The following is a 14,248-nucleotide window of genomic DNA, read 5'->3' as shown; positions in this document are numbered from 1 at the left end:
TGATCGGCAATCGCAGCCATGGGGAGGTTTGCGCCGAAGCGATGAGGGCCTCGACGTCTGGGCCAGCGCCTTGACAGGCATTGCGACCCGGTATTGACTAACTGGTTAGTCAGCATGGGCGGGCAAAGATGGACCAGATGGGGCGTGTTCGGATAGCGGTCGATATCGGCGGCACGTTTACCGATATCGCATTGCTGGCCGACGCGGGCCTGATCCATCAGAGCAAGATTTCATCGACCCCGGATGACCCCAGCATAGCTGTGGTCGAGGGCGTGGCGCAGCTCCTTGCCGAGCTCTCGATCGATCCCGCTGCGGTGGCCGAGGTGCTGCATGGCACGACCGTCGGCTCCAACACCATCCTGCAACGAAAGGGCGCGCGGACCGGCCTGATCACGACGCGGGGATTTCGCGACGTGCTGGAAATCGGGCGTATCCGAATGCCCGACATGTTCGATCTGACCTGGGACAAGCCGGCGCCTCTGGTGCCGCGCCGCCATCGGCTCGAGGTGACCGAACGAATGGCAGCCGATGGTTCGGTGGTCGAGCCGCTGTCCGAGGCGAACGTTGTGGCTGCTGGTGAAGCGCTGGTTGCCCAGGACATCGAGGCCGCCGCAGTCGTCTTCATCAATTCCTATCGAAATCCCGCGCATGAGCTTGAAGCGGCGGCGATTTTGCGCGCGCGCTTTCCAAAGCTGCTGGTCACGACATCATGCGCCGTGCTGCCGGAGATGAAGGAATATGAGCGCACCAGCACCACGGTCGTGAATGCCTATCTGCTCGCGACGATGCGTGCGTACCTGCAACGCTTGCAGGAGGGGTTACGCGGGATCGGCGTCAAGGCGCCGATCCTGGTCATGACCTCCAACGGGGGCATGCTGGCTGCCGACGTAACTTGTGAAAAGCCGGTCATGGTGGTGGCGTCGGGACCGGCGGGTGGCGTCATCGGCGCGGCGCGTCTCGGCATCGCGCGCGATGACCGCGACGTTATCGTGTTTGATATGGGCGGCACCACCGCCAAGGCCGTTATCATCGAGGACGGCCGGCCGACGATGACGTCGGAATATGAGTTTCGCGACGGCATTTCGACGTCGAGCCGTTTCATCAAGGCTGGCGGTTATATGCTCAAAGTGCCCGCGATCGACATCGCCGAGGTCGGCGCAGGCGGTGGCTCGCTGGCTTCGATCGATCACGGCGGGTTGCTCGTGGTCGGCCCTCAATCCGCGGGCGCTGTGCCGGGGCCGGCCTGCTACGGCCTTGGCAACGACCGGCCCACCGTAACCGACGCCAATGTCGTGCTCGGTTTTATCAATCCGAACTCGCTCGCTGGCGGCAAACTCGCAATCGACCGCTCACGCAGCGAAGCTGCGATCCAGAACCATGTCGGCAAGCCGCTCAAGCTGCCGCTCGCCGACGCCGCGCACGGCATTCGGGCGGTCGCGAACGCCGCCATGGCGCGGGCCGTGCGTGCGGTTACCATCGAGCGCGGCCGCGATCCGCGCGATCTCACGCTGATGGCGTTTGGTGGCAATGGCGGCGTGCACGCACCTGATCTGGCGCGCCAGCTCGGGATTCCACTCGTGGTGGTGCCGCCGATGTCCGGCGTATTCAGCGCGATCGGCATGCTGGCTTCTGACGTTGAGCATACCGGGCTCAAGACCATCGGCCGGCGGATCGATACGATGACCGTCGACGATCTCCGCGCCATCAAGCGCGAGTTGCAAAATCAGGTCGCCGCGCAGCTCGCGGGTGACGGCTATCACACCGGGCGCACCGCGTTCCTGTGGGAGGCCGACCTGCGTCACGAAGGTCAGGCGACCGAACTCACCGTTCCCTTCGAGGGTGAGGACTTTGCGCAAATCCGCGAGCGCTTCGTCGCCGAATATCTCAAGACCTATGGCTATCAGGACCATACTCCGATCGAACTGATGAAGGTTCGCGTCGCGGGCAGGGGTTTGCGAGACAACCGGCTTGATTTTCGCGCCATGAAGATTGCGCCACGGGCTGGCGCGTCGGGTTCGGGCACACGGCAGATATCCTTTGCGCGCGGTGAGCCGGCGCTGGCCGTCGACATCGTCGATCGCGCCGCTATCGACGATAAGCCGCGACCGGGTCCGCTGATCATCGAAGAGTTCGATGCCACGATCGTGGTGCCGCCGGATGCGCGCGTCCACAAGGACGCCATCGGCTGCATCGTGCTGGAGTTTGCGCCATGAAGGTCGACCCCATCACCTTTGCCGTCATCAAGAGCGGCCTCGACTCGATCGCCGACGACATGGCCTACACCGTCGTGCGCATTGCGCGGTCCGAGATCGTCAAGGACGTGATGGATTTCTCCGCGGCGCTGTGCGCGGGCGACGGTCAGATGGTGGCGCAGGCCAAGACCATTGCCCAACACCTCGGCGCGATCCCCGAGGCGATGGCGTCCGTGCTCGGGAAGTTCGAGGGCGACCTTCATGAAGGGGACGTCGTCATCATGAACGATCCCTATCATGGCGGTATGCATCTGCCCGATATCTTCATGTTCGTGCCGATCTTCCATGGCGGCAAACGGCGCGCCTTTGCCGTGGTGATCTGCCATCACACCGATGTCGGTGGCCGCGTGCCGGGCTCGAACGCGTCGGACTCCACCGAGATCTATCAGGAAGGCCTTCGCATCCCGCCGCTGAAGCTCTACGACCGTGGCGTGCTCGACAAGACGCTAGAAGCGCTGATCAAGATCAATGTACGCGTGCCGGATCGCGTCTGGGGCGATCTGTCGGCGCAGTTTGCCGCGGCCCAGGTCGGCAAGCGCGGCCTGGAAAAGCTCATGCAGCGTTATGGCGCCGACGACGTCGACGCCTACATGCAGGAGCTGCTCGACTATGCCGAACGCATGACCCGACAAGAAATCAAGGGTTGGCCGAAGGGTACCTATCGCTTTGTCGATCACATCGACGATGACGGTTTCTCGGATCAGCCGATTCCGATCAAGGTTGCGATCACGGTCAACGACGACGGCACGCTGCTTGTCGACTACACCGGCTCCTCGCCGCAGGTTCGCGGCGCGCTCAACTCGACATTGAGCTTCACCCACTCGCTCACCTATCTGAGCGTGCGCTGCGTGCTCGCCAAGGACCTGCCCAACAATGTCGGGCTGTTCCGCTGCATCAAGGTCAAGGCGCCGGAGGCGTCGGTGTTGAATCCGGTCATGCCTGGACCGTGCGCAGCGCGGGCGCTCACGGGTTACCGGGTGTTTGACACCATGCTCGGCGCGTTGGCCCAGATCGTGCCGGATCGCGTGCCGGCGGCTGGCGAGGGCGGCAACAGCGTGATCTGCATCAGCGGACTGCGCCCGAACCGGCAACCTTTCATCATCGTCGACATGATCTGTGGCGCCTGGGGTGGCCGCCCGGACAAAGACGGTATCGAGGCCGTGACCAATGCGTCGCAAAATCTGTCCAACATGCCGGTCGAGGTGATGGAGGCCGAGCACCCGGTGCGGATCGAGGATTATTCCTTTGTGCCGGACAGTTGTGGCGCGGGGCGCTATCGCGGCGGCGTCGGCATCCGCCGGAGTTACCGCATCCTCGCCGACGAGGCGCTATTGCAGATGCGCACCGATCGCGTGCGGTTCGCGCCTTATGGTCTTGCCGGCGGTTCGCCCGGCGGGCGGTCGCGCAATTTCATGGAAGTCGGCAACGAGCGGAAGGCATTGCCGGGAAAGATCACAACCCGTATCGGCAAGGGTACGCTGATTGTTCACGAGCAGGCGGGCGCCGGCGGTTTTGGCGATCCCCTGGCGCGCGATCCCCAGGAAGTCATCGAGGATGTGCTCGACGGAAAGATCACGGCGGCCTACGCCGCCGAGCACCATGCGGTCGTCCTGGCGCCGTCTGGCCAGTTGGACGCGGCGGCAACAGTGCGACTTCGTAGCTCGCGTGCCGGTGCCAGTGAAGGCGAGCGCCATGGCGGTTGAGGTCGCCGGAACTGCCGCGCGCAAGGCAACGCGCAATCCGGAAGCGAGCCGCGCCAGGATTCTGGATGCGGCACGCCAGGAGTTCGTGTCCTACGGCCTAAGCGGTGCGCGCGTCGATCGCATTGCCAACCTGTCCGGCGTCAACAAGAACCTGATCTATCATTATTTCGGGTCAAAGGACGCACTCTATCTTGCCGTGCTCGAGGGCATCTATGCGGGTCTACGCGAGCGCCAGCGCGACGAGGATTTGCGCGAGCTGCCGCCGGTGGAAGGCATCCGGCGGCTGGTAGAGAGCACCTTCGACCACTTCGTGGCGACGCCCGAACTGATCCGGCTGATGAGCGTCGAGAACATTCATTTCGGCGAGTATTTGAAGCGCTCGCGGTCGATCAAGCCGCTCTATAGCGGGCTGCTGGACACGATCGAGATCTTGCTCAAGCGTGGTCAGTCTACGGGCATTTTCCGCCCCGACGTCGACGCCGTCGACCTTTACCTGTCGATTTCAGGCCTGGCCTATTTCTTCCTCTCCAACCAGCACACGCTCTCCTGGTTGCTTGACCGGGACCTGGCGGCGCGAAGGCGCGTCAACAAGCGCCGTCAGCATGTCGTGGAGGTCGTGCTAGGTTATCTGCTTGGATCTTCGCTGGCGGGTGCGAAGGGTTAAGGATATGGACGCGATCAAACCGGAGTCGAAGGTATGAGACGATTGCTGCTGAAGGCGTTGCTTGTTGCCGGCTGTGCTGGCTTGTCTGGAGCGTCGGCATCGGCGGCGGACAAACTCTCTGTCCGGCTGGACTTCTCGCCCTGGGGCGTGCAGGCGGCGATGCACCTCGCCCAATATAAGGGCTGGTTCAAGGAAGCTGGCCTCGACGTCGATATCCAGGATGGCCGCGGCTCCGGCAATACGATTCAGCTGGTCAATGCCGGGCAGGCCGATGTCGGACAGGTGCAGGTTGGATTGGTCGGCTCGGCGCGCGCCAAGGGCGCGACCATCAAGTCAATTGCCACTTTTCAGCGCAAGACCGATCTGTGCGTCCTCGTCGACAAGGATTCTCCGGTCGGAAAGGTCGCCGACCTCCGCGGCAAGACGGTTGTCGTATTTGCGGCAAGTCCATGGGCGCCATTCGTCGATGAGTACCTGAAGTCCGGCGGCCTGACGCGCAGCGACCTGAAGGTCGACGTGGTCGACCCGGCGGCGCTGTGGGGCACGTATATTGCGAAGCGCGCGGACGGGCTGATGTCGACCGTCGGCTCTGCGCTTCCGATCGCCGACCAGTCCCGGCCGTCGAAATGCCTGCTCGCTTCCGACGCCAACATCGCTTTCCCGAGTTACGGTCTGGTCGCTCGCGAGGATACGATTGCGGCAAAGGGCGCCGCCTTGCATAAACTGATCCAGGTCGAGCAGCGCGCCTGGCAGGTGCTGCGCGAAAATCCGGAGGAGGGTGTCAAGGCGATGATCGCCGAGCGGCCGGATGCGCGGCTCGATGAGAAGATCCTGCTCGGTCAGATCAAGCTGACGATCGACTATTTCGACACGCCGGCGAGCAAGGGCAAGCCGATCGGGTGGCAGGCCAAGGAAGATTGGGAGGCCGCGCTCAAGTCCATGGAAGCGGCCGGCGTCGTCAATGCGGGCTGGAACGTCTCGGACTACTATACCAATGTACTCGTCGAATGAGACCGCGGTCGGCGTGCCCGACGCGACTGGCGCCTATGTCTCTCTCAGCCAGGTAAGCAAGACCTACGCGTCGTCGCGCGGTCCGATTCCGGCGCTGGTCGACATCAATCTCGACATCCGGCCGCATGAGTTCATCAGCGTGGTCGGGCCGTCGGGCTGCGGCAAGAGCACGCTTCTGAAACTGGTCGCGGGTCTGGAAGGTGTCAGCGCCGGTTCGGTGCGTGTCGCCGGGCGTCAACTGGACGGGCCGCCGGACAGGCTCGGGGCCGTGTTCCAGCGCGACGTGCTGCTCGACTGGCGGACCATTCTCGATAACGTGTTGCTGTCGATCGAATTTACGCGCAAGCCGACGCCGGCCGAGCGCGACCGCGCGATGGCGTTGCTCAAGCGCTTCGGTCTCGCCGGATTCGAGGATCGTTTCCCGTTCGAGCTTTCCGGCGGCATGCGCCAGCGCGCCTCGATCTGCCGGGCCTTGCTGGCCGATCCCGAACTGCTGCTGATGGACGAGCCGTTCGGCGCGCTCGATGCGATGACGAGGGACGACCTCAACGTCGAACTCGCGCAAATCTGGCAAGACACGCGAAAAACGCTGTTGTTCATTACCCATTCGATCGTCGAAGCCGTGTTCCTGTCCGATCGCGTGGTGATGATGAGCAAGGCGCCCGGCAAGATCGTCGACACCATCACGATCGATCTGCCGCGGCCGCGGCGGCTTGCCGTCCGCGACAGCGCTGAATTCGCAGCCTACGTGCAGCGTATCCGCCATCATTTCGCCGAGCTTGGGATTCTCAAGGAATGACGGCGCTGCTCAAGAGATTGTTCGGCGGCGAAAGCGAGGCGCGCGACATCGTTGTTGTGCTCGCCGCGGCCCTCCTGCTGTGGGAGGCGGGCGTTCGCATCTTTCATCCGTCGCCTCTGATATTGCCGGCGCCATCGATGGTCGTGGTGGAATTTCTTCAGGCGCCGGCTTTATACCTGCGCCATCTGGCATTTACGCTGGTCATGACGTTGTTTGGCTTTGTGCTGGCCGTCGTGCTCGGCGTCGCGCTCGCCGTCGGGATCATCTATTCGCGGTTTCTCGAACGGACGGTCTACACGCTTCTGGTTGCGCTGAACTCGATTCCGAAAGTCGCGCTGGCGCCGCTATTCGTGATCTGGATGGGAACCGGGCCCGAGCCGAAGATTGCCATTGCCTTGATGCTGGCAATCTTTCCGATCGTCATCGATTCCGTGCTGGGCTTACGGTCGGTTGACCCCGACATGATGAATCTGGCGCGGGTTTCCAAAGCATCGTCCTGGGCGGTGCTGACCAAAATCCGTTTCCCTTGCGCGTTGCCGAGCCTGTTCGCGGGAATGAAAGTCGGAATTTCGCTCGCGCTGGTCGGCGCCATCGTCGGCGAGTTCGTCGCCGGCAATTATGGTATCGGATTCCAGATCCTGGTGGCGCAGGGGCAGTTCGATACCGTGCGGGTATTCGTTTCGCTGTTGCTGCTTGGCATCGTTGGAACCGTGCTGTTTTTCCTTGTCGATTATGCCGAGCGATTGTTGCTGCCCTGGCATGTCTCGCAGCGAGCTCGCAGCGATCGATCAGCGGGGACCTAAAAGGCCAAGCAGAACCGCGCGAGGGCTTAAGCCTTTTCCTTCTCTTTCTCCTTCGCCGTCGACCGCTCGATCATGTCGAGAGCGGCAACAGCTGCCGCCCTGATGTGATCGACGCAGCAGCGTTCGGCGAGATCCTCGTCGCCGCTCTGGATCGCACGCCAGATCGCCGTCACCTCACGCAGGCTTTTGTTGACGCGTTTGGGTTGCGACATCGAGGTAATCCGCAGCAGCGTGATGCGATCGTGCAGCGGCTTCAACATGCGTTCGATGAACGCGTTCTGGCACCCTCCGATCAGCGCGGCGTAGAAGTCGGTCTTGGCCTCGAGGATCGCCATCATGTCGGGTTTGGTGAAGGCTGCCTTCAGGCGGGTGAGGGCGTCGCCCATCCTGCGCACGACGGCGGGGTCGCGAAGGCGTGCACATTCACGCCCCGCGTATCCTTCAAGCACGGCGCGGGCGGCATAGAGCTGGCGGGCTTCCTCGAGGCTGATGGTGGAGACCACGGGGCCGCGGTGAGGCACCGTGCTGACCATTCCGTCGGCCTCCAGCAGCCGAAGGGCTTCGCGAATCGAGGGGCGGCTGACGCCCGTCATCTCGCACAGCTCCCGTTCGACCAGCCGCTGGCCGGGTTTGAACGTACCGGACATGATGGCTTCGCGCAGCTTCTGCGCGACGATGGCCCGCACGGTCGGGACGTCTTCGATGCGAAGCGTAGACTTCAGTTCGGTGCGTCGGTCCATTGGCGGGGTGCCTTCGGTCTGTTCCGTTCTGAATTACGATTTACCGGCCAAATTGGCAATTGCGGCCACAAAGCCCGTTTTGTTCGTCGGCGTCGATATCGATCCTCCCATGATTCCAGCCTTGAGCTGCTAGGTCTTGGGCCAAATTGGTTTGGCCAAGGCCAGCTCGGGCGGAAACACGGTGACGGGGATACCGGACTGCCACTGTACGATGGTCATGCCGGCCCCGATTCGGCGGCCCTTGTCGTCGAACTTGATCTTGCCGAGCGGGTAGTATTTCGAGGGACCGCCGTCCATCGTTCGCAGCGCCTCGGCAACGGCGGTGCGATCGGCCTTTCCTGCTTTCTCCAGCGCATCCTTGATCAGCCACATGTCGCCGTAGGTCGAAATCGCGTTCTGGGTCATCCACGGCTCGTTGTAGCGCTTCTTCAATTCGGCAATCAGCGCTTCGTGGCCTTTGGCGCCCCAGCTCGCGACGCAGGTCAGCACGCCCTGAAGCAGTTCAGGACTGACCGTTTGCAGCATGTCCGGTTCAGCAATCGCTATGCCAAACGAGATGGTCGGGACCTTGCCCTGGCCCATGCCGAATTCGTTCATCTTCTCCAGCACGAGCTTTGCGTCGGAAATCACGGTCGGCAGAAAGAACAACAGGTCGGGCCGGGCGGAGCGGATCTTCTGAACCAGCGAGGTTGCGTCCGCCAGCGGCGGTGTGAAGGTCTCGTCGACGATCAGTTGCAGGCCGTTGGCCGCCAGCAATCCTTCCCGCATCGACTTGGCGGAAGCGATCGAGGCGCCGGTATTGTCGGTGAGGATTGCGACCGTCTTCGGCTTCTTGCCGGAGGCGCTTTCCGCCAACGAGATGATTTGCGGCAGCGCCTGCTTGGCCTGCGATGCCGCGGTTGCCGAGGTCTGGAAGACGTACTTGAAGCCGCGCTCGGTGATCAGATCGGAGTAGGAGAGGGTGAGCACGGGAAGGCTCGCCCGTTCCGTCACTTCGGTCACCGCCAGCGTGAACGAGGACAGATAGGCCGCACTTGCAGCCACAAGGTCCGGCTCCTGCGCAACCATGCGCTGGGCGGCGCTCTTCGCCTTTTCGGTGGTGTCGCCGGAGTCCAGCACGACGAGTTTGAGCCTGGCGCCGCCGAGCGCTTTTACTCCGCCTTGCGCGTTGATGTGGTCGACCGCCATTTCGGCGCCTTCGCGCATCACGGTGCCCGGACGCGCATACATGCCGGAAACCGGCACCAGCAATCCGACCTTGATTTCGGATGGCGATTGCGCCCAGGCTCGCGACGCAATGAGACCGACCGATGCGCCAGCGAGCAGGCCCCGGCGTGTCAATGCGCTCTTCTGGGCGCCTTTCTTGGCTTCTTGCATGATGAAATCCTCCCCGGAAAACTGATTTAGGCCTTCTTCGGCCAGAATGGTTGGGCCAGCGCGAGGTTCGACGGATAGACCGTCACCGGAATGCCGTTCTGCCACTGCACGATCACGACGCCGGCGCCGACGCGGCGGCCTTTTTCGTCGAACTTCAATTCGCCGCCCGGATAGTATCTGGACGGTCCGCCATCCATGGTGCGGAAGGCATCCGCAACGGCGAGGCGGTCGGCCTTGCCGGCCTTCTCGAGCGCGTCCTTCATCAGCCACATGTCGCCATAGGTGGAGATGACGTTCTGCGTCATCCACGGCTCTTTATATTTCTGCTTGAGTTCGGCGATGAGGTCTTCGTGGCCCTTCGTGCCCCAATTGGCAACAATGGTCATGATGCCTTGCACGGCCTCGGGCGACACGCTTTGCAGCATGTCCGGTTCGGCGATCGTGATGCTGAAGGAGACTGTCGGGATCTTGCCCTGGCCGAGGCCGAACTCGTTGATCTTTTCAAGACCAAGCTTGGCGTCGGATACAGCATTCGGCATGAACAGGAGGAGATCGGGGCGGGCCGAGCGCACCTTCTGGATCAGCGGCGTGGCGTCCGACAGCGGCGGCGTCCACACTTCGTCGACGGTGAGCTGAAGGCCTTCCTGCGCGAAGAGTTTTTCCTTGAGCGCCTTGGCGGTCGCAACCGACGTCGCGGTGTTGTCCATGATCATGGCAACCGTTTTCGGACGCTTGCCGGCGGCGGTTTCGGCGAGCTTCATCAGTTCGGGAAGGCCGAGTTCCGATTGCCGGCTTGCGGTTGCCGCGGTCTGGAAAATGAACTTGAAGCCGCGATCGGTAATGAGATCCGAATAGGACAGCGTCAGCATCGGCAGTTGCGCGCGCTCGGTCACTTCGGTGGTCGCGAGTGTAAACGAAGAGAGATAGGAGCCGGTCGCGGCAACAAGATCGGTTTCCTGCGCCACCATCCGCTGCGCGGCATTCTTGGCTTTCTCGGTCGTATCGCCGCAATCGATGACGACGAGCTTGAGCTTGGCTCCTCCTAAGGACTTGATGCCGCCTTTGGCATTGATGTGCTCGATGCCCATCTCGGCGCCCATGCGCATCACCTGGCCGGGCCGGGTATAGATGCCGGAGAGCGGAACGATCAGACCGACCTTCACTTCCGCGACCGCTTGCGCACGTACGGCGGTTGACAGTCCGCTCGATACTCCCACGGCGGCTGCGCCCGAGAGCACCGTTCGTCGCGAAAGCCGCGCTGCCGATTTCTTATCCTGGCTCATCTGTTGTCCTCCCGACTTTTCTTTGTTGACGTGATCGCTACATGCCGAGATACGCCCGTCTGACGCGATCGTCGGCACGCAAGGTTTGCTTGTCGCCTTCGAGTGCGATACGGCCAGCTTCCAGCACATAGCCATGATCGGCCGTTTCCAGCGCTTCGGCGACGCGCTGTTCGACCAGCAAAATCGTCAGCCTGGTCTGGCGGCGTATTTCGATCAAACGGTCGAAGATCAGGTCGGCGGTCGTCGGCGCAAGGCCCATCGAAGGCTCGTCCAGCATCAGAAGCTTTGGAGAGGAGGCAAGCCCGCGGCCGATCGCGAGCATCTGCTGCTGTCCGCCCGACAGCGTTCCGGCAAACTGGGCGCGGCGCTCCGCCAGCACCGGAAGCCATTCGAAGATTCGCTCGATATTGCTCTTCCAGTCGCGCTGCCCGGCGTCGGTCATTGCGCCCATCTCGAGGTTTTCCATCACCGTCAGCGACGGAAAAACCTGCCGGCCCTCCGGGACATGGGCGATGCCGAGATGCGGGCGTCGGGCGGGTGCAATCGCCAGGAGATCGCGGCCTTCGAAGCTGATGCTACCCGCGGTCGGGCGCAGGATTCCGGAGATCGTCTTGAACAGCGTCGTCTTGCCGGCGCCATTGGGGCCGACGATGGCGACGAACTGGCCGGCCTCGATATGGATCGACACATCGCTCAGCACGGGGCGCGCGGAATAGCCGGTCGAGAGCCCGTCAATGTGCAGCATGCGCGACCCACTTTTTGCCGAGATAGGCCTCGATGACCCTGACGTCGCGGGTCACATGTTCGGGCTTGCCTTCGAGCAGGACCGCGCCATGGTCCAGCACAAGGAAATTATCGACCAGGCGGACCATCGCCTGCATCGTGTGTTCGATGATGGCGATCGTCATGTTGTCGCGCGCCAGGCGCTGGATCACGGTGACGACCTCATCGGCCTCATCGTGGCCGAGACCCGCCAGCGTTTCGTCGAGCAGGAGAATTTTGGGCTGGCCAGCGAGCGCGCGGGCCAGCTCCATCAGCCGCAATTCCTTGGTCGAGAGTTCGCCGGCGATGCGACCGGCAATCGGCGTCAGACCGACGCGTGAAATCGCATCTGCCGCGAGCCTTCGCGCTTCCGTGTCGGACTTGGCCCGAACATAGGCGCCGACCACGACATTGTCCGATATCGACATGCGCTGGAACGGCCGCATGATCTGGAACGTCCGCGCGACGCCGGCTTCGCACAGCTCATGCGGCTTGCGGGCAAACATGTCGCGGCCTTCGAGGAGGACTTCGCCGCCGTCGGGCCGCAGGAAACCGTTGAGCAGGTTGAAGACGGTGGTCTTGCCCGCGCCGTTAGGCCCGATGATGCCGAGGATTTCGTTACGCCTTAGCTTGAAGCTGACGTCCTGGACCGCCTTGAGGCCGCCGAAGGCGCGCGAGAGATTGTGAACCTCGAGGATGACATCCCCTTGTTCGGCGGGCCGATCGCGGCGTGCAGGCAGGGGAAGCTGTGCGACGGTCGCGGTTGCCGTTACATCGGTCGCTTGAGACGGCGTCTGTTCCAGCTGCCGCCGACGCCAGATGTCACGGACTTTCCAGAACAGTCCCTCCGGCGCGAGCAGGATCACGCAGATGATGGCGAGCCCAAAGATGACGCCCTGGATGCCGGGCAAATACGATCCGGCTTCCGCGTTGAGCGTTTCCGCGAGTGGAATGAGAATGACGCTTCCGATCACCGGTCCCCATACCGTGCCGACGCCGCCGAACATCGCGACCGTCAGCGCCTGCGCGGAGACCAGCATGCCGAACACCGACTGAGGCGTGACGACCAGCAGGACCACCGCGTAGAACGCACCGAGCGCGCCGGCGATGGCGCCGCTCAAGGTAATCGCACGCAGCTTCCAGCGCAGCGTGTCGATGCCGGCCGCTTCCGCCGCCGCCTGGTTTTGCTTGATGGCCAAAAGCGCCATGCCGAAGCGGCTGCGCTCGACCGCGCGCGTGAGCACGATCGTGCCGATCAGCATGACCAGCGCCAGCATCGTATAGAGGCGGGGATCGCTGAACTGCATATAGGCGATCGGGTTGTCGCGCTTGATCGGCAGCGTGACCTCCTGAAAGCCAAGCCATTCGAAGACGTAGAGAATGGCGAGCGGGTAAGCGAGCATTGCGAGTGCAAAGTAGTGGCCCTGCAAGCGGAATGTCGGATAGCCGATCAAAAGACCGGCCACGCCGCCGAACACGGCCGCGACAGGAATCAGAAGCCACGGCGACAGGTCGAAATAGATCTGGCCGAGCGCGGTGGTATAGGCACCGATACCAAAGAAGGCGGCATGGCCGAACGAGATCAGCCCGGTGTAGCCGCTGAGCAAATTCCAGGAGAGGCCGAACACGGCCCAGACCAGGACCAGCGTCATGATCAGCTGGTAGTAGGAATTGGTGACGACAAGCGAAATCGCCGCGTAGACGACAGCAAAGACGGCGATGGAAATAACCGAGCGCTGGGCCGACATGACGATTTAAGTCCTCTCGACCACCCGTCCGAAGAAGCCTTGCGGACGGAAAAAGATAATCAGGAGGAACACCACGAAGATTGCGGCATTCTGCAACTGCGTCGGCAATACGATAGTCGACATCTGCTGCACGAGACCGATGGTCATGCCGCCCCAGAACGCGCCGACGAGGCTGCCCATGCCGCCGAGCACGACGCCGGCATACATCACGATCACATATTCGAGGCCGACGAAGGGCTGGAACGGATAGTTGGTGGCGAGCAGGCCGCCCGCGATCGCGGTGATACCTGTTCCCAATGCGAAAGCGACGCGATGGGCGCGGTCGACGTCGATTCCCATATAGGTGGCCGCAGTCGGATTATCGGCGGCGGCGCGCAACGACTTGCCGATGCGCGACCGCGTGATCATCAGGGTCAGCAGCACCATCGTGATCAGCGATACGATCGCATCGATCCCGCGTGCCTTGTTGACGAAGACGCTGATATCGAAAAACGGGCCGAGCTCCCATGCCGAGCTCGATAGCGGTGTGCGGATCGAGGCCAGCACCGAACCGAAAACGATCAGGCCGCCATTTTGCAGAATCAAAGCGATACCCAGTGTCAGGATAAGCTGGGCGTAATGTCCTTCGCCTTCGAGTGATGCGGTTCGTGTGCCGGAAACACGGGAGATGAGGAGGGCGTGAACGGCGTAGCCGAAAACCGCGAGGATCGGGCCCGCGAGCAGGATGGAGACAAACGGTCCGACCGTGTTGCCGAAGACGGCCTGCATGCCGAGCAGGGTAAAGAGGTAGAACGCGGTGTACATGCCGAGCATCATGAAGTCGCCATGGGCGAAATTGATGACCCGCATGACCCCGAAGATGAGGCCGAGTCCGACGCACATCAGGCCATAGACTGCGCCGATCAAAAGCCCGGCGGTCATGGCTTGCAGAAAGCTTTCGATGAATTGACTCATCGGCGGCGGTTTGCCTCTTGGGTTGTAGCCGCTCCGTCGTCGCATCCGTCACGATGCATCCGGTGCATCGGGCCAAATCCGAGGCGTTTCGGCCAGTGTCGCTCCCTGTCGCGCCGCGTTGGATCGAGCGCTTTTGTGCCCCGGTCCGATTG

Annotated in this window: 12 protein-coding genes; 6 read left to right on the top strand and 6 right to left on the bottom strand. The window is 62.5% G+C overall.

Annotated elements, in window-relative coordinates:
• Positions 1-137: 137 nt before the first annotated feature.
• Genes BUA38_RS03400 through BUA38_RS03375 form a run of 6 tightly spaced genes read left to right on the top strand, consistent with a single transcriptional unit; the run spans position 138 to position 7,232 of the window.
• Positions 138-2,213 carry a hydantoinase/oxoprolinase family protein gene (locus tag BUA38_RS03400; protein ID WP_083587920.1) on the top strand — a complete coding sequence of 692 codons (2,076 nt, stop codon included), beginning with the start codon at positions 138-140 and terminating at the stop codon, positions 2,211-2,213.
• Complete coding sequence (locus tag BUA38_RS03395) at positions 2,210-3,955, top strand: hydantoinase B/oxoprolinase family protein (RefSeq protein WP_072816704.1); 1,746 nt, start codon at positions 2,210-2,212, stop codon at positions 3,953-3,955. The genes BUA38_RS03400 and BUA38_RS03395 overlap by 4 nt, the downstream gene beginning before the upstream one ends.
• Complete coding sequence (locus BUA38_RS03390; protein ID WP_072825794.1) at positions 3,945-4,619, top strand: TetR family transcriptional regulator; 675 nt, start codon at positions 3,945-3,947, stop codon at positions 4,617-4,619. Before BUA38_RS03395 ends, BUA38_RS03390 begins: the two co-directional genes overlap by 11 nt.
• 33 nt (positions 4,620-4,652) lie before the next feature.
• Complete coding sequence (locus BUA38_RS03385) at positions 4,653-5,630, top strand: ABC transporter substrate-binding protein (protein WP_072816703.1); 978 nt, start codon at positions 4,653-4,655, stop codon at positions 5,628-5,630.
• Positions 5,614-6,429, top strand: coding sequence for an ABC transporter ATP-binding protein (locus tag BUA38_RS03380; RefSeq protein ID WP_072816702.1), 816 nt, complete (start codon positions 5,614-5,616; stop codon positions 6,427-6,429). The genes BUA38_RS03385 and BUA38_RS03380 overlap by 17 nt, the downstream gene beginning before the upstream one ends.
• On the top strand, positions 6,426-7,232 hold the full coding sequence (locus BUA38_RS03375) for an ABC transporter permease (protein ID WP_072816701.1): 807 nt from the start codon (positions 6,426-6,428) through the stop codon (positions 7,230-7,232). Before BUA38_RS03380 ends, BUA38_RS03375 begins: the two co-directional genes overlap by 4 nt.
• Positions 7,233-7,258: 26 nt before the next feature.
• On the opposite strand, the gene BUA38_RS03370 is transcribed toward BUA38_RS03375, so the two are convergent.
• The 6 genes from BUA38_RS03370 to BUA38_RS03345 all read right to left on the bottom strand — a co-directional run bounded on the left by BUA38_RS03370 (position 7,259) and on the right by BUA38_RS03345 (position 14,084).
• Positions 7,259-7,972 carry a GntR family transcriptional regulator gene (locus BUA38_RS03370; protein ID WP_072816700.1) on the bottom strand — a complete coding sequence of 238 codons (714 nt, stop codon included), beginning with the start codon at positions 7,970-7,972 and terminating at the stop codon, positions 7,259-7,261.
• A gap of 129 nt (positions 7,973-8,101) precedes the next feature.
• Positions 8,102-9,349: an ABC transporter substrate-binding protein gene (locus tag BUA38_RS03365; protein WP_072816699.1), complete on the bottom strand. Its 1,248-nt coding sequence runs from the start codon at positions 9,347-9,349 to the stop codon at positions 8,102-8,104.
• Between the two features lie 26 nt (positions 9,350-9,375).
• A complete protein-coding gene (locus BUA38_RS03360) occupies positions 9,376-10,632 on the bottom strand; it encodes an ABC transporter substrate-binding protein (RefSeq protein ID WP_072816698.1) in 1,257 nt (418 codons plus the stop codon).
• Positions 10,633-10,669: 37 nt separating this feature from the next.
• On the bottom strand, positions 10,670-11,377 hold the full coding sequence (locus BUA38_RS03355; protein ID WP_072816697.1) for an ABC transporter ATP-binding protein: 708 nt from the start codon (positions 11,375-11,377) through the stop codon (positions 10,670-10,672).
• Positions 11,364-13,142: an ABC transporter permease subunit gene (locus tag BUA38_RS03350; RefSeq protein ID WP_072816696.1), complete on the bottom strand. Its 1,779-nt coding sequence runs from the start codon at positions 13,140-13,142 to the stop codon at positions 11,364-11,366. The genes BUA38_RS03355 and BUA38_RS03350 overlap by 14 nt, the downstream gene beginning before the upstream one ends.
• A gap of 6 nt (positions 13,143-13,148) precedes the next feature.
• Positions 13,149-14,084 carry a branched-chain amino acid ABC transporter permease gene (locus tag BUA38_RS03345; protein WP_072825793.1) on the bottom strand — a complete coding sequence of 312 codons (936 nt, stop codon included), beginning with the start codon at positions 14,082-14,084 and terminating at the stop codon, positions 13,149-13,151.
• Positions 14,085-14,248: the final 164 nt, after the last annotated feature.

It is taken from the genome of Bradyrhizobium erythrophlei (assembly GCF_900142985.1).
Classification (GTDB): domain Bacteria; phylum Pseudomonadota; class Alphaproteobacteria; order Rhizobiales; family Xanthobacteraceae; genus Bradyrhizobium; species Bradyrhizobium erythrophlei_B.
Note: the sequence above shows the minus strand (reverse complement) of the source record. Positions and strands in the feature narration are given on the sequence as shown.